At 69.7% G+C, this 18,727-nt stretch carries 19 protein-coding genes; 11 read left to right on the top strand and 8 right to left on the bottom strand.

The window, feature by feature from the left end:
• Positions 1-10 precede the first annotated feature (10 nt).
• A complete protein-coding gene (locus M3M28_RS00645; protein ID WP_249386938.1) occupies positions 11-3,181 on the bottom strand; it encodes an efflux RND transporter permease subunit in 3,171 nt (1,056 codons plus the stop codon).
• A 56-nt stretch (positions 3,182-3,237) separates the two neighbouring features.
• On the opposite strand from M3M28_RS00645, the gene M3M28_RS00640 reads away from it, so the two are divergent.
• The 5 genes from M3M28_RS00640 to M3M28_RS00620 are packed head-to-tail and all read left to right on the top strand — an operon-like array spanning position 3,238 to position 6,816.
• On the top strand, positions 3,238-4,494 hold the full coding sequence (locus tag M3M28_RS00640; protein ID WP_249386937.1) for a GNAT family N-acetyltransferase: 1,257 nt from the start codon (positions 3,238-3,240) through the stop codon (positions 4,492-4,494).
• 30 nt (positions 4,495-4,524) lie between these two features.
• Positions 4,525-5,499, top strand: coding sequence for a DUF4097 family beta strand repeat-containing protein (locus M3M28_RS00635; protein ID WP_249386936.1), 975 nt, complete (start codon positions 4,525-4,527; stop codon positions 5,497-5,499).
• Positions 5,496-6,047: a PadR family transcriptional regulator gene (locus M3M28_RS00630; protein WP_249386935.1), complete on the top strand. Its 552-nt coding sequence runs from the start codon at positions 5,496-5,498 to the stop codon at positions 6,045-6,047. The genes M3M28_RS00635 and M3M28_RS00630 overlap by 4 nt, the downstream gene beginning before the upstream one ends.
• 9 nt (positions 6,048-6,056) lie before the next feature.
• Positions 6,057-6,440, top strand: coding sequence for a fluoride efflux transporter FluC (locus M3M28_RS00625; protein WP_249386934.1), 384 nt, complete (start codon positions 6,057-6,059; stop codon positions 6,438-6,440).
• The gene (locus M3M28_RS00620; protein WP_249386933.1) at positions 6,433-6,816 is read left to right on the top strand and encodes a fluoride efflux transporter FluC; all 384 of its coding nucleotides are present in this window, start codon (positions 6,433-6,435) and stop codon (positions 6,814-6,816) included. The genes M3M28_RS00625 and M3M28_RS00620 overlap by 8 nt, the downstream gene beginning before the upstream one ends.
• Here the strand turns inward: M3M28_RS00620 and M3M28_RS00615 are convergent.
• The gene (locus M3M28_RS00615; RefSeq protein WP_249386932.1) at positions 6,813-7,946 is read right to left on the bottom strand and encodes an NAD(P)-binding domain-containing protein; all 1,134 of its coding nucleotides are present in this window, start codon (positions 7,944-7,946) and stop codon (positions 6,813-6,815) included. The two genes, M3M28_RS00620 and M3M28_RS00615, sit on opposite strands and share 4 nt — an antisense overlap.
• A 169-nt stretch (positions 7,947-8,115) precedes the next feature.
• Here M3M28_RS00615 and M3M28_RS00610 point away from each other — a divergent pair, with 169 nt between their 5' ends.
• Complete coding sequence (locus M3M28_RS00610; protein WP_249386931.1) at positions 8,116-8,352, top strand: DUF3073 domain-containing protein; 237 nt, start codon at positions 8,116-8,118, stop codon at positions 8,350-8,352.
• A gap of 42 nt (positions 8,353-8,394) precedes the next feature.
• Complete coding sequence (locus M3M28_RS00605; protein ID WP_249386930.1) at positions 8,395-8,742, top strand: SdpI family protein; 348 nt, start codon at positions 8,395-8,397, stop codon at positions 8,740-8,742.
• Here M3M28_RS00605 and purM read toward each other — a convergent pair.
• Together purM and M3M28_RS00595 are read right to left on the bottom strand one after the other, a co-directional pair.
• Entirely contained in the window at positions 8,739-9,842 is a 1,104-nt protein-coding gene (gene purM / locus M3M28_RS00600; protein WP_249386929.1) for a phosphoribosylformylglycinamidine cyclo-ligase, read from the bottom strand. The genes M3M28_RS00605 and purM overlap by 4 nt on opposite strands.
• Before the next feature lie 10 nt (positions 9,843-9,852).
• Positions 9,853-10,620, bottom strand: coding sequence for a tyrosine-protein phosphatase (locus M3M28_RS00595; RefSeq protein ID WP_249386928.1), 768 nt, complete (start codon positions 10,618-10,620; stop codon positions 9,853-9,855).
• Positions 10,621-10,727: 107 nt separating this feature from the next.
• Between M3M28_RS00595 and purF the strand changes: the two genes are divergently transcribed.
• Positions 10,728-12,185: an amidophosphoribosyltransferase gene (gene purF / locus M3M28_RS00590; protein WP_249386927.1), complete on the top strand. Its 1,458-nt coding sequence runs from the start codon at positions 10,728-10,730 to the stop codon at positions 12,183-12,185.
• An 18-nt stretch (positions 12,186-12,203) separates the two neighbouring features.
• On the opposite strand, the gene M3M28_RS00585 is transcribed toward purF, so the two are convergent.
• Both M3M28_RS00585 and M3M28_RS00580 read right to left on the bottom strand, forming a co-directional pair.
• Positions 12,204-12,635, bottom strand: coding sequence for a hypothetical protein (locus M3M28_RS00585; protein WP_249386926.1), 432 nt, complete (start codon positions 12,633-12,635; stop codon positions 12,204-12,206).
• A gap of 17 nt (positions 12,636-12,652) precedes the next feature.
• Complete coding sequence (locus M3M28_RS00580; RefSeq protein ID WP_249386925.1) at positions 12,653-13,021, bottom strand: sterol carrier family protein; 369 nt, start codon at positions 13,019-13,021, stop codon at positions 12,653-12,655.
• A gap of 53 nt (positions 13,022-13,074) precedes the next feature.
• On the opposite strand from M3M28_RS00580, the gene purD reads away from it, so the two are divergent.
• Positions 13,075-15,357: a phosphoribosylamine--glycine ligase gene (purD, locus tag M3M28_RS00575; protein ID WP_249386924.1), complete on the top strand. Its 2,283-nt coding sequence runs from the start codon at positions 13,075-13,077 to the stop codon at positions 15,355-15,357.
• 6 nt (positions 15,358-15,363) lie between these two features.
• Here the strand turns inward: purD and M3M28_RS00570 are convergent, their stop codons facing one another.
• Complete coding sequence (locus tag M3M28_RS00570; RefSeq protein WP_249386923.1) at positions 15,364-16,599, bottom strand: AI-2E family transporter; 1,236 nt, start codon at positions 16,597-16,599, stop codon at positions 15,364-15,366.
• A gap of 148 nt (positions 16,600-16,747) precedes the next feature.
• Here M3M28_RS00570 and purS point away from each other — a divergent pair, with 148 nt between their 5' ends.
• Positions 16,748-17,011: a phosphoribosylformylglycinamidine synthase subunit PurS gene (purS, locus tag M3M28_RS00565; protein WP_249386922.1), complete on the top strand. Its 264-nt coding sequence runs from the start codon at positions 16,748-16,750 to the stop codon at positions 17,009-17,011.
• A complete protein-coding gene (purQ, locus tag M3M28_RS00560) occupies positions 17,011-17,703 on the top strand; it encodes a phosphoribosylformylglycinamidine synthase subunit PurQ (protein ID WP_249386921.1) in 693 nt (230 codons plus the stop codon). Before purS ends, purQ begins: the two co-directional genes overlap by 1 nt.
• A 12-nt stretch (positions 17,704-17,715) precedes the next feature.
• On the opposite strand, the gene M3M28_RS00555 is transcribed toward purQ, so the two are convergent.
• On the bottom strand, positions 17,716-18,699 hold the full coding sequence (locus M3M28_RS00555) for a helix-turn-helix transcriptional regulator (protein ID WP_249386920.1): 984 nt from the start codon (positions 18,697-18,699) through the stop codon (positions 17,716-17,718).
• Positions 18,700-18,727 lie beyond the last annotated feature (28 nt).

Below are 18,727 nucleotides of genomic sequence, written 5' to 3'. Positions count from 1 at the left end.
GCCTAGCGAGCTACGCCAGGCCGGCCTCCCGCAGCTTCTGCTCGTTGCGCTCGGCGCGGCGCTTCGCCCGCTTCTCGCGACGCCCCTCGACGAGCACATAGAGCGCGGGCAACACGACGAGCGTGAGCAGCGTCGACGAGAGCAGGCCACCGATGACGACGACCGCCATCGGCTGCGAGATGAAGCCGCCGTGGCCCGTGATGCCGAGCGCCATCGGGGTGAGCGCGAGAATGGTCGCGAGCGCGGTCATGACGATCGGGCGCACACGGCGCGTGGCGCCGTCGAAGGTCGCCTCGCGCACGTCGTTGCCCCTCGACCTGAACTGGTTGACGAGGTCGATGAGCACGATCGCGTTCGTCACGACGATGCCGATCAGCATCAACACGCCGATGAGCGAGGCGACGCCGAGCGGCAGGCCCGTGGCGACCTGCAGCAGGATGGCGCCGGTCGCGGCGAACGGCACCGACACGAGCAGCAGCAGGGGCTGCAGCAGGCTCTTCAGCGTCGCGACCATGACGATGTAGACCACGAGGATCGCGGCGAGCATCGCGAGGCCGAGCTGCTGGAATGCCTGCTGCTGATCGGCCGCGCTGCCACCGAGTTCGGCGGTCGCGCCGCCCGGCAGCTCGATGCCGTCGATCGCCTCGGTGATCGCGCTGCTCATGCCGCCCAGGTCGTCGCTCTCGCTGACGATCGTGATGTCGGTGTAGGGCGTGCTCGACTCGGCGGTGATCGACACGGGGCCGTCGGTCACCTCGACGTCGGCGAGGTCGCTGAGCGGCACGACGCCGGTGCCGGTCTGAATGTCGAGCTCGCGCAGCTCGTCGACGCTCACCGGCGGCTCCTCGTCGCCGACGAAGTAGACCTGCAACGAGCTGCCGTCGAGCATGATCGAGCCGGCGGGAACGGGCTGGAGCGCCTGCATCACCTGGCCGCCGATCGCGACGTCATTGAGGCCGGCCTCGGCCGCCGCGGTCTGGTCGATGTTGAGCTCGATGAATGGGCGGGTTTCGTCGATGCCGGTGTTCACCTGCTGCACGCCCTCGACGCCCTCGACCGCGAGGGTCACGGCGTCAACGGCCTCGCGCAGTACATCGGCGTCGGGAGCGCTGACGCGCACCGTAACGTCGGTGCTGAAGCCGGCGCTCGCACCGATCTCGACGTCGCCAAGGTCGTCGCGGCCCTCGACCTCGTCGCGCAGCTGCGACTGGATCGCGTCGGCGTCGGCCTCGGGGTCGGTCGTGATCGACCAGGTGATGGTGTCTGAGCCGCCACCCGTGAACATCGAGATGAGGTCGCCGCCGCCGTAGCTCACCTGCACGATGTCGATGCCCTCGGTGTCGTCGAGCACGCTCTCGAGCCGCTCGGCGTACTCGGTCTTCGCGTCAAGCGAGGCGTTGACGCCGACCTCCTGCGACATCTGGAAGGTGTTCTGCCCGGCCGAGCCAAGGAAGTTCGTCTTCATGAGCGGAATGAGCGCGATCGTGCCGGCGAGCACGACGACGGCACCCACGAGCACCCAGCCCGGGCGCACGATGATGCGGCGCAGCAGCGGCTCATAGAACTTCTGCAGCCAGTTGCGCGGTTCGTCGGCCTCGCCGCCCGCCGCGTGCGCGCCGTGCGTCTCGAGCTCCGACTTGCGCACCTTCGAGCCGCCCATGAACCAGTACGCGAGCACCGGCACGATCGTGAGCGAGACGAACAGCGAGGCGAGCAGCGCGACGGCGCTCGTCAGGCCGAAGGGTCGGAACAGCTCGCCCGTGACGTCGCCGACGAAGATGACGGGCAGGAACACGGCGACCGTCACGAGCGTCGACGCCGTGATGGCCATGCCGACCTCGCGCACCGCCTCGGTGATCACCTTGACGCGCTCGCCGCCGCGCAGGGCGGCCGACGGATTCATCGTGAGGTGTCGGCGGATGTTCTCGACGACCACGATCGAGTCGTCGACGACGCGGCCAATCGCGATCGTCAGCGCGCCGAGCGTGAGCACGTTGAGCGAGTAGTCGAGGAAGTAGAGGGCGATGAACGTGACGAGCAGTGAGGTCGGGATCGAGATCGCCGTGATGAGCGTCGCGCGCACCGAGAAGAGGAAGAAGAAGATGACGAGCACGGCGAACGCTAGGCCGAGCAGGCCCTCGGTGACGAGCGTGTCGATCGACTGCTGGATGAACGGGGCCTGGTCGAGCGCGACGGTGACGGTGATGTCGTCACCGAGCGCCGCCTCGATCTCCGGCAGCACCGACGCGACGGCCTGCGAAACCTCGACGGTGTTCGCCGAGGGGCGCTTCGTGACCGAGACGGTGAGCGCATCCTCGCCGTTCACGCGCGAGATCGAGGTGACGGGCGCGTAGTCCTGCTCAACATCGGCGACGTCGCCGAGGGTCACGACAGTGGGGGTTGCGGCCGGCGCCGTCGGGTCTTGCTGGGCCGTCGCATCCGCCGAGACCGGCATGGGAATCTCGCGGAGCTCGTCGACCGACGCAAGCAGATCGCCCGCCTGCACCGTGAGCGTCTCGTCGCCCTCGGTGATCGTGCCGGCGGGCACAAGCACGCCGGCGTCGTCGAGCGTGTCGGTGATGTCCTGCAACGACAGGCCGTTCGCCGCGAGCGCCGGCTGATCGGGCGCGATCGTGATGCGCTCGGCACGGTCACCCGAAACGTCGGCGGCACGCACGCCGTCGAGGCCGCGCAGCTCGGGCACGGCGAGCTGCTCGACGCGTTCGGCGAGCTGCGTCGGGTCGTCGCCAGTGAACGCGAGCTGCACGACCGGCAGGTCGTCAATCGAGCCCGAGAGCACGCTCCAGTCGGCGTCCTCGGGCAGCTGCGCGTCGATGCGGTTGAGTGCCTGCTGGATGCGCTGCTCGGCATAGACGATGTCGGTGCCGAACTCGAAGCTCGCCGAGACGACCGACTGGCCGTCGCTCGAGGTGGTCGTCGTCGAGTCGAGGCCCTGCAGTCCCTGCAGCGCCGACTCGATCGGCTGCGAGACGTCCTCGTCCACGATTTCGGGCGAGGCTCCCTGATAGCTCGTCACCACCGATACCTGCGGGAGCGAGATCGAGGGGATCAGCTCCTGCTTCAGGTTCGTCATGAGGAGCGCGCCGAAGATCGCGATCGAGATCGTGATGAGAGCGATGAGGGCGCGGTTGGCGAGGCTGAGCTTGGCAAGTGCGTGCACGAGTGCAAGTTTTTCATACTTGGGCAACCATCGGGCCGGTTCGCTAGCCTCACGCCGTGGACGATTCTTATCTGTACGGCCTGCTGCCCCTCGACGCACCCGATGACGACCCGCGCTGGCGCCAGTACCTCGACGTGTTCCGACTCACTCTGCTCGACGAACCGGCGGGCGACGCGCAGACCGAATTCTTCCGCCGCAACCGCCGCGCCGACGACGCGCGGCTCGCGATGATCACGACGCGCACCCACCTCGGCGACGCCGTCGTGGGCGGCTGCTCGTCGGTCGTCGGCCGCTATAACGCGGGCGCCGAAGATGTGGCCACGCTGATCATCAACACCATCGGGGTCAACCCGGCGCATCGCCGCCGCGGTCTGCTGCGCGAGCTCATGACCCAGCAGCTGAGGCAGGCGAAGGCCGACGGTATTCCGTTCGCGACCCTGTCGGCGAGCGAGGCAACGATCTACGGCCGCTTCGGCTTCGCCCCGAGCACCCGCATCGGCGAGGTGAAGATCGACGTCAAGCGGTTTAAGCTGCGGCCCACCGCCCCGGTCGCTGCGTGCCAGGTCGAGTGGGTCGAGCCCGCCTTCCTCGCCGAGCACGTTGACCGCGTCGTCGACGCTTTCCACGCCCGCCAGCTCGGCTCGGTGCGGCCCTATGCCCGCACGAAGATGGAGATCGTCGGCGAGTGGTCGGGCGAGGCGCAGGGCCCCGCGAAGAAACTCCGGGCGATCGCCCACTTCGACGAGTCGGGGCAGGTCGACGGCTTCGCGACGTTCGAGCACACGGGCTGGGAGCCGCCGCGCCGCGTCAAGGTCTTCTCGCTATTCGGCAGCACCCTCGCCGTCGAGCTGGCCCTCTGGCAGGCGCTCGCGAGCATGGACCTCATCGGCGAGCTCGGCTTCTACACGCAGCCGGGCGACCCGCTGCCGCTCGCCCTCGCCGACGAGCGGGCGATGGAGGTGAAGGACTTCGGCGACTGGACCTGGCTGCGCATCCTCGACCTGCCCGCCGCCATCGCGGCCCGCTCGTTCGAGCGCGACGGCGAGGTGATCGTGCGGGTCGAGGACGGCCTCGGCCTCACCGACGGCGTCTGGCACATCACCGTGCTCGGCGGGCGGGGCTCAGCGGTGCCGACGGATGAGGCGCCGCACGTCGCGCTCGACGTCGCCGAACTCGCGCGCATCTGGGAATCGAACGACTCCCCCGTCGCGCTCGCGCACGTCGGCCGCGTCGAGGGCGAGCCCGGCGCGATCCGCGACTTCGCGAGCCTCTTCTACCGCGCCGAGCCGGTGCGCAACCTCACGGGCTACTAGGCCCCCGCATCCCACCCGATTGGAGTCACCGTGGCAAGCGAAACGTGGCAGATAAATGGGCCCGAGTCGATCGACGTCGGCCTCGTGCGGCGCGTGCGCGCGAGTCTGATGGGCGGCAGCGTCAACGTCGTCGCGCACGACGACGCGAGCTGCCGGGTCGAGGTCGATGGGCTGACGGGCCGCGACCTCAAGGTCGAGCTCGAAGGCGACACGCTCACGATCGACCACCCGCAGCTCGACTGGCAGGCGTTCGGCACCTCGGTGCGCACGCTCGTCGACGGCCCGAGCGCGCAGGTGTACGTGCTCGTGCCGCGGCGCTGCGACGTCAACGTCAAGGCCACCTCGGCCGAGGTGCTCGTCGCGGGCGTCGAGGGCGAGGTGTCGCTCTCGACGGTGAGCGGCGAGCAGTTCGCCGACCAGACGGGAGGCACGCTCTCGCTGAGCTCAGTGTCGGGCAACGTCACCGCCCGTGAGCATGGCGGCCGCGTCGACGCGAAGACCACGACCGGCGACATCACGGTCTCGGGCACGCTGCTCGAGTACACGGGCAACACCGTCTCGGGCTCGGCGGTCGTCGACCTGCTCGACGCGAGCACCCGCCAGTTCACCCACAACACGGTGTCGGGCCGCGCCACGGTGCGGCTGGCCGCGGGCACGAACCCGAGCTACAACATCCAGACCGTCACCGCGACGACACACATCGGCGACGACACGATCGACCCGCTGCACGGCCGTCGCCACCGCGAGCAGGCGCCAGGCGACGGCGACTCGCTGTTCCTGCGCCTCAACTCGGTCGCGGGCTCGATCACCGTCGTCGAGGCCGAGGCCGAGGCGCCGCAGTCCGCCGCACACCGCGTCGACGACTCCCCCGTCGACTTCAGCAACGCCCCCAAGGTGCAGCGCGTGAACGAGCCCGAAGCCCAGGCCGCGCGCGAACCGCAGCCCGAGGGCGAGCGGCCCGACGTCACGGGCTTCCGCACCGCGAACGGAATGGAGGAGTCATGACCCCGGTACTGCGAGACGACGAACTGCGCCTCATCGCGCTGACGCTGCTGCACGAGCGCCCGCGCGAGTTCACCGAGCTGCGCGGAGCCCTGCGCGAGCGCCTCGGCGGCAACTACAACGTCGCCGGCTCGGTGCTGTCGCGGCTGCTCCACGACCTCGAGCGCGATGGCTCGGTGACGCCGAGCCACGGCGCGACGAATCTCCTCTACGCGACCACGCTGCAGGGCGAGGCCGAGGTGCAGGCACGGGCCGACGAGGCCGCGCGCATCACGAGCGCCGCCGACTCGGTGCGGGCGCGAGCGGATGCGGTGCGCCAGTCGGCCGCCGAGGCGCGCGACACCCTGCGGGCCACGCTCACGCCCGCCCTCGAGCGGGGCGAGCTCGCCGCCCGGCTCGACGCGGCCGCCCAGAGCTTCCGCCAGCAGCTGCGCGCCGCGGCGCGCACGGCGGATGAATCGGGTCGCCTCACGCCCGAGCTGGTCGCGCGCATCGAGGCAGAGATTCTCGGGGCACAGGCGCGCATCCGCGAGGAACTCGACGGGGCGTAACGTAGTGGGGTGACCGTCACGCCCACCCCCACGCCGCGCCTGCTGCGCAACGCGGCGCTCGTGTTCGCGGGCGGCGCCGTCGGCGCCGGCCTGCGCTTCGCGCTGACGAGCCTCGCGCCGCTCGGCTCGATGTGGACGACGCTCGCAATCAACCTCGTCGGCGCCTTCGCGCTCGGCGTGCTCACCGCCATCGCGCTGCGTCGCGGCACCGAGCAACTTCGCCTGCTGCTCGGCACCGGTCTGCTCGGCGGCTTCACCACCTACTCCTCGTTCGCGTTCGACGTGAGCGCCCTCGCGGCCTACGGTGACCTTGCCTGGATCGTCCTCGCTGTGGCGTCGCTGTTCGTCGGCTTCGCGTTCGCGGCCCTGGGTTGGCGGCTCGGCAGTGCCTGAGTTCACGCCCCTACTGCTGCTCGGCGTCGCGCTCGCTGGCGGCGTCGGCGCGGCCGCGCGCTACGTCACCGACACGCTGCTGCGCGAGCGCCGCGAGTGGACGGCGCCGGCCGCGACGTTCCTCATCAATGCCACCGGCTCGTTCCTGCTGGGCCTGTTCACGGGGCTCGTCACCGACGGCACGTGGCATGCCCTGCTCGGCGCCGGCTTCTGCGGCGGTTTCACGACCTTCTCGACCGCGATGCTCGACGTCGTGCGGCTCTGGCGTGAGCAGCGCCGCGGCCAAGCCGCCGTCTACCTGTTCGGGCAGTTCATCGCCTGTGCCGTGTTCGCGCTCGCCGGCGCGCTGCTGTTCGTGACGCCGGCTTCGGCCTAGCCCTCGAGCCGGTCGATCGCATCCTCGCCGATCACGAGGGCCTCGTCGAGCACGTCGGCTGGGTCCATGCCCGGGCCGTAGCCGAGAAACGCGACGCGGTCGTCGCGGCGCGACCAGCCACCCGCGATCTTCGGCGTGCCGCCCGCATCCCGCAGCCCGAGCGGGGCGAGATGGCGCAGCGACTCGCGCCCGCCGGTGGCCCAGATGATGGCGTCGACCTCGGCCTCGGCGCCGCTGGCGAAGCGCACGCCGCCCGGCAGCAGCCGCTCGAGCGGGCCCTCCGAGCGCAGCGTGCCGCGGCGTCGTGCCTCGAAGATCTCGCGGGTGAGCGGAATGCCGCGCACCGACACATCGCTCGGCATGCGCTTGCCGCGCTCGATCATGCGGCGCACCTTCGACAGGTTCGCGTCGGTGAGCTCGCTCACGGTGAGCGTCCGGCTCGGCAGGATGCCCAGGCTCGGCCGCTCGTGAAAGTCGGGTTCGCGCCGGGTCGACCAGAGTGTCTGCGCGCCGCGGCGCTCGAGCTCGAGCAGCACCGAGACGGCGCCGCGACCGCCGCCGACGACGAGCACGCGCTGCCCGCGGAACTGGCCGAAGTGGTCGATGCGATACGCGTGCACCTGCGTGCCGCGGTAGTCGAGCTGCCCCGGGTACCAGGGCACAAACGGGTTCGACCAGCTGCCGGTGGCGTTGATGACGATTCGTGTCGACATTTCGACCTCGCCCCCAACCGGGCCCTGATAGAACACGCGCAGGTCGTTGCGCCGCGGCTTCGAACGCACCTGGCGCACGCGTATCCCGTGCGCCACGAAGAGGCCGTAGGCGTCCTCATAGCGCCGCCACGCCGAGCCGACCGCTTCGTGCACGCGCCGCTTCGGGTCGAGGTCGCGAAAGCCGAGGCCGAGATCGGCCTGGCCCGCGAGGTCGATCAACTCGCCGAGCTGCAGGGCCCGCCCAACCGTCAGCGAGTTCCAGGCATGCTGCCAGGTCGAGCCGGGCTGAGGTTGCGCATCCAGCACGACGAAATCGCGCAGCGCCTGCAGGCCGAGCGCCCGCAGCGAATACGCGGCCGTGAGCCCGGCCGCACCCGCACCGATCACCGTGATATCGATGCTGCGGGAGGCTGGCACGCTGGCTCCTGGGGTGAAGAGGGACGCTTGTTGCAAAGGATACGGAACACGCGCTGCAAACTTGGCGCCCCCACCATGCGTGGTAAAGTTGCCGCACAATATTTATGTATGTCATTCCGTGCTGCGTCGGTACATCCGACCGGCACGATAGCTATTAGGGGGGTTACGCATGGGGCGTGGCCGTCAGAAGGCAAAGCACACCAAGGTCGCTCGGGAGCTGAAGTACAACATCCCCGAGACTGACTACGAGTCGTTGCAGCGCGAACTCCACGGCAACCACCACGAACCGGTGGTCACTCCGAGCGACGAGTCTGAAGAAGACGAGCTCTCGAAGTGGGCCGAGTATATCGACGACGACCGCGAGTACGAGGCCGGGGACGACCTCGACCAGCGTCGCCGCGCGTAGCGCACTTCACGCATGGAAAACCTGCAGGCCCCAGGGATCGCGATGTCGATCATCCTGGGGCTCATGCTTGTCGTCGGTAACTTCACGTCGCTTGCCGCAATACGCCTCGCGATCTCTGGCCGCATCATGCCGGGCACCCTCGGTGGCATCCGCACGAACGCGACCCGCGCCTCCGACGAGGCCTGGCACGCGGCGCACGAAGCCGCGTGGCCGTGGGCGCTCGTGTTCAACGGGCTCGGCGTGATCGCCGGCATCGCGACGATGGTGCTCGGCAACACCGTGCTGCCGTTTCTCGTGGCCGGGAGCACGGCGGTGATCTGCACCGCGATCGGCGCGCTCGGCCAGATCGTCATCGGCCACCGCGCCGCGCAGCGCACGCTCGAGCGCTAGTTCGCGTAGCTGCCGACGAGCTGCACTGCGCCGCCGTCGACGCCCTTCGCGCCCTGTTCGAAGCCCGCGAGGTCGCGCTCGCCGATTGTGACGTCGCCTGCGACCCAGGCCTCGTGGCCCTCTTCGCGCAGGGCGTCGATGACCGCGTCGGCGCGCGCCGCGTCGACGATGGCGAACATGCCGATGCCGAGGTTCCAGGTGCCCTCCACCGACTCGAGCGAGGCGCCCGCGAGCTCGGTGAGCACGCGGAACACGGGCAGCGGCGACCAGCGCGAGCGCTCGAGCTGCACCCAGCTGCCGCGGGGCAGCACCCGCGCGAGGTTCGCGGCAATGCCGCCGCCGGTGACGTGCGAGAACGCGTGGATCGCGCCGTCGAGCTCGGGGCGGCGCAGCACGCGCACGAGTTCGCCGGTGTAGAGACGGGTGGGCTCGAGCAGGGCCTCGCCCCAGGTGGTGCCGAGCTCGTCGGAGTGGGCGCGCAGGTCGACGCCGTGGTCGGCGATGATGCGGCGCACGAGCGAGTAGCCGTTCGCGTGCAGGCCGGATGCGCCGATCGCGACGATCACGTCGCCGTCGGTCACGCGCTCGGCGCCAAGCACACGGTCGGCCTCGACCACGCCGGTCGCGGCACCCGCGACGTCGTATTCGTCGTCGCCGAGCAGGCCCGGGTGTTCGGCGGTCTCGCCGCCGGTGAGGGCGGTGCCGGTCGCGGCGCACGCGCGGGCGATGCCCTCAACGATGTTCGCGATGCGCTCGGGCACGACCTTGCCGCAGGCGATGTAGTCGGTCATGAACAGCGGCTCGGCGCCGACCACAATGATGTCGTCGACGACCATGCCGACGAGATCCTGGCCGATGGTGTCGTGCTTGTCGATGGCCTGCGCGAGCGCGACCTTCGTGCCCACACCATCCGTCGAGGTCGCGAGCAGCGGCCGCTGGAACTTGGTGAGGCGCGAGGCGTCGAACAGCCCCGCGAAGCCGCCAAAGCCGCCGAGCACCTCGGGGCCGTGGGTGGCCTGCACCGCCTGCTTCATGAGTTCAACGGCGCGGTCGCCCGCGCGCGTGTCGACACCGGACGCCGAGTACAGCTCATCGCTCATACGCTCAAGCCTAGGCGACGAGGCGGCCCCGCAGCGTCTCGAGCTCCGCGTCGCTCAACCCGGCGTCGCGCAGGGTGGCCCACGCGTCGAAGCCGTCGAGCTGTTCGGCGACCGCCGATTCAATCGTGAAGCCATGGCGTTCGAGCGCGGCGTCGATGAGGTGCGACTGGTCGGGGAAGTCCATGCGCTCGAAGAACGGCGTGAGCGCGGCGGTCGAGATGCGGTAGTCGGCGGCGATCGCCTCCGGCTCGACGTCGGCAAGCGCGAGCAGCGTGAACGCGACGAGGCCGGTGCGGTCGCGGCCGATCGCACAGTGAAACAGCACCCCGCCCGGCGCCTGCGCCATCGCCCGAAGCACCGCGACGACCCGCTCGGGCTGTTCGCGGAGCACCGGCGTGAAGAAGCGGGGCGAGCCCAGCCGGCCCTCTTCGCGCATCCGCTGCCAGAACGCGTGGTCGCGCGTGTTGTCGAGCGGCACGCGCACGCCGAATACGCCCTCGGGCAGCTCGGCCTCGGGGGTGGGCGGCACGCGGTAGGCATTCGCCCGCTCCTCGTCAGCGTTGCGGGGCTCGACGTGCGTCTCGAAGTCGTTGCGCAGGTCGAAGACGGTGCGGATGCCCGCCTCCGCCATCTGCGCCAGGCCGGCCTCGGTGACGTAGCGCAGGTCGGCCGAGCGAACGTAGCCGCCGTGAGCGGTCGTACCGCCGCCTCGCGTCGGCAGCCCGCCGAGGTCGCGCGCGTTGTAGAAGCCGTCCCAGTCGAGAAGTCGTTCGCTCATAGCTCCATGGTTGCCCATGTGAATGTCGCGAACGCTGCGCGAGCGGCTCAGAAAGTGGGATGATGTTAGTCGCCTTGTTTCGCTGCCAGTCAGGAGCGCCCCATACCGTGTGCGGCATCGTCGGTCATGTCTCGACCAACCTCGTCAACCAGCAAATCTACGACTCGCTCCTGCTGCTGCAGCACCGCGGCCAGGACTCGACCGGGATCGCGACCGCCGAGGGCAACACGCTGCACCAGGTCAAGCTGAAGGGGCAGGTGCGCGAGGGCTACCGCACCCGCGACATGCGCAGCCTGCTCGGCAACGTCGGCCTCGGCCACGTGCGCTACGCCACCTCGGGTTCGGCGAAGAGCGAAGACGAGGTGCAGCCGTTCTACGTGAACGCGCCATACGGCCTCGTGCTCGTGCACAACGGCAACCTCACGAACACGCGTGAGCTCACCGACGAGCTGTTCAACATCGACCGCCGGCACCTCAACTCGCCGAGCGACACCGAGATCCTGCTCAACGTGCTCGCGAACGCGCTGCAGGAGCAGATCTCGGGCGCCGACCTCACCCCCGACGAGCTCTTCGACGCCGTCGCGAACGTGCACCAGCGCGTCGAGGGCTCGTACGCCGCGATCACGCTCATTGCCGGCCACGGGATGCTCGCGTTCCGCGACCCGTTCGGCATCCGCCCGCTCGTGCTCGGCCGCCGCCTCGACGAGGTCGGCCGCGAGGAGTGGGTCGTCGCCTCCGAGAGCCTCGTGCTCGACTCGGGCGGGTACGAGCTCGTTCGCGACATCGAGCCGGGCGAGGCCGTGTTCATCACGAACGCGGGACGCATGTACTCGCGCCAGTGCTCGACCACGACGCAGCTGTCGCCGTGCTCGTTCGAGTACGTCTACCTCGCGCGCCCCGACTCGACAATGTCGGGCATTTCGGTCTACGACACCCGCCTGCGCATGGGCGAGAAGCTCGCGCACAAGGTCGAGCGCGAGCTCGGCGTCGACGAGATCGACGTCGTCATGCCGATTCCCGACTCGGCTCGCCCCGCCGCGATGCAGCTCGCCGAGACCCTCGGCATCCCCTACCGCGAGGGCTTCTACAAGAACCGCTACGTCGGCCGCACGTTCATCATGCCGGGCCAGAAGGCCCGCAAGAAGTCGGTGCGCCAGAAGCTCAACGCGCTGCCGAGCGAGTTCGAGGGGAAGAACGTGTTGCTCGTCGATGACTCGATCGTGCGCGGCACGACCTCGAAGGAGATCGTCGAGATGGCCCGCTGGGCTGGCGCGAAGAAGGTCTTCTTCGCCTCCGCAGCCCCGCCCGTGCGCTACCCGCACGTCTACGGCATCAACATGCCGACGCGCGGCGAGCTCGTTGCCTCGGCCCGCACGGTCGAGGAGGTCTGCTCGGTGATCGGCGCCGACGCGCTGATCTACCAGGACGTCGACGACCTCTTCGACGCCATCACCGAGGGCTCCGACGTGACGAGCCTCGACATGTCGTGCTTCACCGGCGAGTACGTGACCGGCACGGTCACGCCCGAGTACCTCGCCTGGCTCGAGACCTCGCAGACGTCGTAGCTGGCGTTTCGGCCGCCGCTACTGTTCGCGGGTCAGCGTGATCTTGCGGGTGCGGCGGCCGATGAAGAAGTCGACGATGGCGGCGATGCCGACGACGATGATCGTCGTGAGCGCCGTGAGGAAGACAAGCAGGAAGCCGAGCACCTGGCCGCGCGTGAACTCCTCGTGCTCGGGGAACGCGTAGGTGAAGACGAAGGCGAGGATCACGCCGAGGACGAGGCCGAGCGCGATCCAGCCGCGCATGTTCACGCCGCGCCGCACCGTCGTCGTGACGGCGGTGGGGCCCCGCTCATCGACCTCAGCACCCTCGGCGACCTCGAGTTCGACGTACTCCGGCTCGGGCTCAAGGTAGTCGTCTGCGACGCTCTCGCGCTCTTGAGTCGCGGCCTCGTCGGGCGCAGCCTGTTCAGGCGTTGCGGGCTCGGCGTCGGGGGTTTGGGGGTCAGACATGGCTTCTATTCTCTCACTCACCGGCCGAACAGCGGCAGCGCGGCTGACACGTCGGCACGAACGCCGGATGCGCGCACCGCGGGGCCCGCGTCGGCCCACGCGAGCGCGCCGGTCGCGAGCGCGAGCCAGGTCTGCGCATCCGTCTCAATCACGTTCGGGGGCGTGCCGCGCGTGTGGCCCGGGCCGGGCATGCACTGCACCGCGCCGAACGGGGGCACGCGCACCTCGACCGCGTGGCCGGGCGCACGCTCGGCGAGCAGCTGCAGCGTGTAGCGCACGGCGGTCGCAAGCTCGGCGCGGGCGGGCGTCTCGCCGGCGTCGCGCGCCGCGCGCCAGGCGGCGATCGCGGCGGAGCCGTCGGGGTCGGAAATCGTTGCTCGAGCCATGCATCCATTGTCGCAACCACGACATCCGGGCGCCTGGCCGGTACCCTGGAGCGGTGAAGATCCTGGTACTCGGCTCGGGTGCTCGCGAACACGCCCTCGTGGCGTCGCTCGCCCGCGAAAACGCCCACGAAATCGTCGTCGCCCCCGGCAATGTCGGAATGGAGGCGCTGGCAGAGCGCATCCGCATCGATCAGACGAACCCCGAACTCATTGCGGACTTCGTCAAGGACGAGCAGGTTGAGCTCGTCGTGATCGGCCCCGAGGCGCCGCTCGTCGCGGGCGTCGCGGATGCGGTGCGCGAGCTGGGCGTGCCGGTGTTCGGCCCCTCGAAGGCCGCCGCCGCGCTCGAGGGCTCGAAGTCGTTCGCGAAGGACATCATGCAGCGCGCCGGCGTGCCCACGGGCCGCGCGGTGAAGCACAGCGAGCTCAGCGAGGTCATCGCGACGCTCGACGAGTACGGCGCCCCGTACGTGATCAAGGCTGACGGCCTCGCCTCGGGCAAGGGCGTCATCGTCACCGAAGACCGCGGCGACGCGATCACCCACGCCGAGCACTGGCTCACGCAGGGCCCCGTGCTCATCGAGGAGTTCCTCGACGGCAGCGAGGTCTCGCTCTTCTGCTTCAGCGACGGCGAGACGGTGCGCGCGCTGCCGCCGGCACAGGACTTCAAGCGCCTCTTCAACAACGACGCTGGCCCGAACACGGGCGGCATGGGCGCGTACACACCGGTGCCGTTCCTCAACGACCAGTTCGGCGGCGAGCGCAACTTCATGCAGCTCGTGGTCGACCAGGTGGCACAGCCCGTCGTCGACGTCATGCGCGCCGACGGCGTGCCCTTCCAGGGCCTGCTCTACTGCGGCCTCATCGTCACGGCCGCGGGCATCCGGGTCATCGAGTTCAACGCGCGCTTCGGCGACCCCGAGACACAGGTCGTGTTGCAGCGCCTCGCCGAGCCGCTCACGCCCCTGCTCTACGAGTCGGCAAACGGCACGCTCGGCAGCCATGCCCGCGAGCTCAAGCTCAACGATGCGTCGGCGGTCACCGTCGTGCTCGCTTCGGAGGGCTACCCCGACAAGGTGCGCTCGGGCCGCGAGATCACCGGCATCGCCGACGCCGAGGCCGCCGGCGCGCAGGTGTTCCACGCCGCGACCGGCGTCGCCGACGAGGCGATCACCGCCACGGGCGGCCGCGTGCTCAACGTGGTCTCGACCGCCGAGACGATTCAGCAGGCCCGCCGCGGCGCCTACGCGGCGCTCGGGCTCATCCGCCTCGAGGGCGGCCAGTTCCGCACCGACATCGCCCAGCACGGCGCCGCGCTGCAGGACAGCCAGCTCGCCCGCACCGGCGCGATCTCGCTGAGCGAGGCGCGCGACGTCGCCGCGACGACCGACTCGCTCGCGATTCAGGCCGCCGAGCAGCTGCCGACGCCCGCCCCGGCACCCGCCGAGCCCGACGCCTCCGCCGAGCTTGCCGGTTGGCGCCACATCTACTCGGGCAAGGTGCGCGAGGTCTACGAGTCGGAGTCGGACGCCGAGGTGCTCCTCGTCGTCGCGAGCAACCGCGTCTCGGCCTTCGACCACCTGCTCGAGCCCGATATTCCGGGCAAGGGCCGCATGCTCACCGAGCTGAGCCGCTGGTGGTTCTCGCAGCTGCCGTCGCCGAACCACCTCCGCGAGCCCGAGGGCTGGGATGCGCAGCTCGACCCCGAGCTCGCCGCACGGTCGATGCGGGTCGCGAAGCTGCAGATGTTCCCGATCGAGTGCGTCGTGCGCGGCTACCTCACCGGCTCGGGCCTCGCTGAGTACCGCGAGACCGGTAGCGTGTGCGGCGTGCCGCTGCCCGCCGGCCTCGAGGACGGCGACCGCCTGCCCGCCCCGATCTACACGCCCGCCTACAAGGCGCCGCAGGGCGAGCACGACGAGAACATCACCTACGCCCGCACCGTCGAGCTCGTCGGCAAGCAGCACGCCTCAGCGTTGCGCGAGCTCTCGCTGCGCCTCTACACCGCGGGCTCGACGATCGCCGCCGAGCAGGGCCTCGTGCTCGCCGACACGAAGTTCGAGTTCGGCCTCGACTCGGCCGGCCACGTCACGCTCGCCGACGAGGCACTCACGTCGGACTCATCGCGCTACTGGGACAAGCGTCGCTACAGCGACGAGTCGCGCCCACTGCCCGAGCGACTCGCGTCGTTCGACAAGCAGATCGTGCGCAACTGGCTGCGCGAGAACTGGAACGGCGAGGGCACTCCCCCGCAGCTGCCGAACGAGATCGTCGAGCAGACCGCGGCGAAGTACCGCGAGCTCATCGACCGGCTGACCGTCGAGCCGGTCGACTAGCGGTCGCTAATCTTCGCGTTCCGCGCGCCGCCAGCGCTCGCGCAGGCGGGCGCGAATCGTGTCGTCCTCCTGCTGCGCCTCAAGCTCGGGCAGCGACTCGTTCCAGGCTTTGATGAGCGCCCAAGCGACGGCCGTGAGCGGCACGGCGATGAGCGTGCCCATGATGCCGCCGAGCACGGTGCCGGTGGTCAGCGCGATCAGCACGACGAGCTCGTGCAGCTTGAGCGACTTGCCGAGCACGACCGGCTGCAGCAGGTTGCCCTCGAGCTGGTTCACGAGCACGACGATGCCGACGACGACGATCGCCGGCACGAAGCCGTTCGTCACGAGGGTCACGAGCGCCGCGATGATGCCGGCGAGCGTCGCGCCGACGACCGGGATGAACGCGCAGATGAACACGACGAGCGCGAGCGGCAGCCACAGCGGCACGCCGAGGATCACCATGCCGAGGCCGATGAAGACGGCGTCGACGAGCGCGACGATCACGGTGCCGCGCACGTAGCCGCCCATGACGCCCACCGCGCGGGCGCCCATGAGCTCGGCGCGGCGGTGCTGGTTCGTCGGCAGCGGGCGCACGATGAAGCTCCAGATCGAGGGGCCGTCTTTGAGGAAGAAGAACAGGATCACGACGAACAGCACGGCTGCCATCGCGAAGTTGCCGAATGCCGAGAGCCCCGAGGCGAGCCCGCTGCCCACCGCGCCGAAGTTGATGTTCTCGAGCAGTGACTGCACCGTCGCCCACAGGTCGTTGAGGCGTTCGTCATCGAGCGCGAACTGCGGGAACTGGTTGTTCCACCACGCCACGAGCTGGTTAAAGCCCTCCACCGCGGTCGACGAAAGGTCGTCCCACTGGTCCATGACCTGCATCACGACGATCCAAATCAGGCCGCCGAACACGACCACGACGAGCAGGAGCACGATCACGGTTGAGAGCACGCGCGGCCAGCCGTGACGGCCGAGCGCTGAGATCACCGGCTCGAACGCCGACGCCACAATGAGCGCAAGCAGGATCGGCACGACCACGATCGACACATTGAGCATCCCGATGACGAGGATGCTGAAGGCGGCGAGGATCAGCAGGCCCTGCAGCGAGCGGGTCGCGACGACGCCGACGCTGTCGGTCCAGAGCTGCGCCGGCCGGCGCGGGCTCACGAGGCGACCCTGTCGCTCCTGCTCCTGCGCTTTCGCCCGCAGTTGCGCATCCAGCTCGCGATCTTCGAGCGCGGAATCAGCTAGGGGCACCCCCGCAGCATCGGTCTTCGGCTTCCGTAGACGTCCAAACATGCTTGCCTCCACTAATTCGAACGCCATTCTTGCGCAGGCCGCCTGAATGGCGGCGCGCCACGAGTAGGATTGGGCGAAGATCCCCCAAACGGTGCAAGGAGATTCGATGCCCAAGATCGTCGTGCAGGTCATGCCGAAGCAGGAGCTGCTGGACCCAGCGGGCAAGGCCGTGCAGCGGTCGCTCGCCGCCGGCGGCCGCGAGCACTTCACGGATGTGCGCATCGGCAAGCGCTTCGAGATCGTCACCGACCGCGAGGTCACGCCCGAGCTGATGGACGAGGTCGCGCAGATCGCCGACGACCTGCTCTCGAACGGAGTCATCGAAGACGTGATCTCGATCGAGGTCGCGGGCGACGAGGAGCTCTCGTAGTGCGCGTCGGCATCATCACCTTCCCCGGCTCGCTCGACGACCGCGACGCGGCGCGCGCGGTCGAGATCAGCGGCGGCGAGCCCGTCATGCTCTGGCACGGCGACCACGACCTCCAGGGTGTCGAGGCCGTCATTCTGCCCGGCGGTTTCAGCTACGGCGACTATCTGCGCTGCGGCGCGATCGCCTCGCACTCGGCAATCATGCGCGAGGTGAAGGATGCCGCGGCAAAGGGTCTGCCCGTGCTCGGCATCTGCAACGGCTTCCAGATGCTCATGGAGGCGCACCTGCTTCCCGGCGGGCTGATTCGCAACGACCACGGCCGCTTCATCTGCCGCGACCAGGGCCTGCGCGTCGAGAACATCGACACCCCGTGGACCCGCGGCTACGAGCAGGACGAAGAGATCGTCATTCCGCTCAAGAACGGCGAGGGCTCGTTTATCGCCGACGACGAGACGCTGCGCCGCATCGAGGGCGAGGGCCAGGTCACGTTCCGCTACCTCGGCGTGAACCCGAACGGCTCGATGAACGACATCGCCGGCCTGCGCAACGAGGCGGGCAACGTGGTGGGCCTCATGCCGCACCCCGAGCACGCGGTCGAGCCTGGGTACGGCCCCGACATCGCCGAGCGGATGCGCTCGGGCATCGACGGTCGAGGCATGTTCATGGGCCTCGTGCGCGAACTCGTCGGCTAGCGCCCCGCTCCGCTAGAGCCAGCCGCGGCGGGCGGCGAGCACGCCGGCCTGGAATCGGCTGTCGGCGCCGAGGATCTCGAACAGCTGCGAGATGTGGCGCCGGCACGTGCGCACGCTCATCTGCAGGCGGCTCGCGAGGGCCTCGTCGGTCATGCCGATCGAGAGGCCCTCGAGAATCGCCTGCTGCGTCGCCGACAGCTTCACCGCATCCGCCGACTCGGCCTCGTCTGGGCAGATCTCGAACGGGGTCGCGTAGTCCCACACCGTGTCGAAGAGGCGCGCGAACACCATCGCGACGTCGGGGTCGCGAATGACGAGCGCGGCCGGGTCGTTCTTTTCGCGGTGCCGCGAGACGATCGCCTTGTTGCGGTCGAACACGAGCAGCCGCACCGGCAGCGCCGGCACGGTGCGGAACTCGGCGCCGAGCTCGCCGAGCCGCTCGACCGAGCGCCGCGTCGGCACGTGGTCGCGCCGGCGGTCGTGCATCAGGGTGCGGCGCGAGATGCCCGCCTCGAGCAGCTCGGCGTCTTTGAGGTCGGACTCCTCTTGCAGCTCGACGGTCGAGCCGCGGCCGGGCTGCACGATGAGCACTTCGCTCGTGACGCGGCGGCCGAAGTCGAGGATGAGCTGCTGCACCGTGTCGCGGCTCTCGACCACCTCGACCTGGCTGCTCGCGAGCAGGCTGTCGCGCGCATCCCGGTAAAGCGGGCCGAGCGGGAGCAGCTCACCGCGGCGGTCGGCGACGGCCGAGCGGAGTTCTTGGATGCGGCGCTCGTCGTCATCAACGAGTTGCACGAGCGCCACCTCGGGCGCGACCGCGATGTACGTCTCGGCGCCCTCATACGCGGGGGTGATGAGGCGGCGGTCGGCGAGCTCTCGCCAGGCCTTCTCGGTCTCGGTCATGCGCAGTGCGAGCGATACTGACGCCTGTTGCACGGTGGCGTCCGCCTGCGAGCTCACGTATTCGTAGAGCGTCGTGGCGTGCTTGCTCAGCATCCACGCCCCCTTCATTCGCCGCTGGTGT

The organism is Gulosibacter sediminis, from assembly GCF_023370115.1.
In the GTDB taxonomy this organism is placed as follows: domain Bacteria; phylum Actinomycetota; class Actinomycetes; order Actinomycetales; family Microbacteriaceae; genus Gulosibacter; species Gulosibacter sediminis_A.
This window is presented reverse-complemented; position numbering and strand designations above follow the sequence as displayed.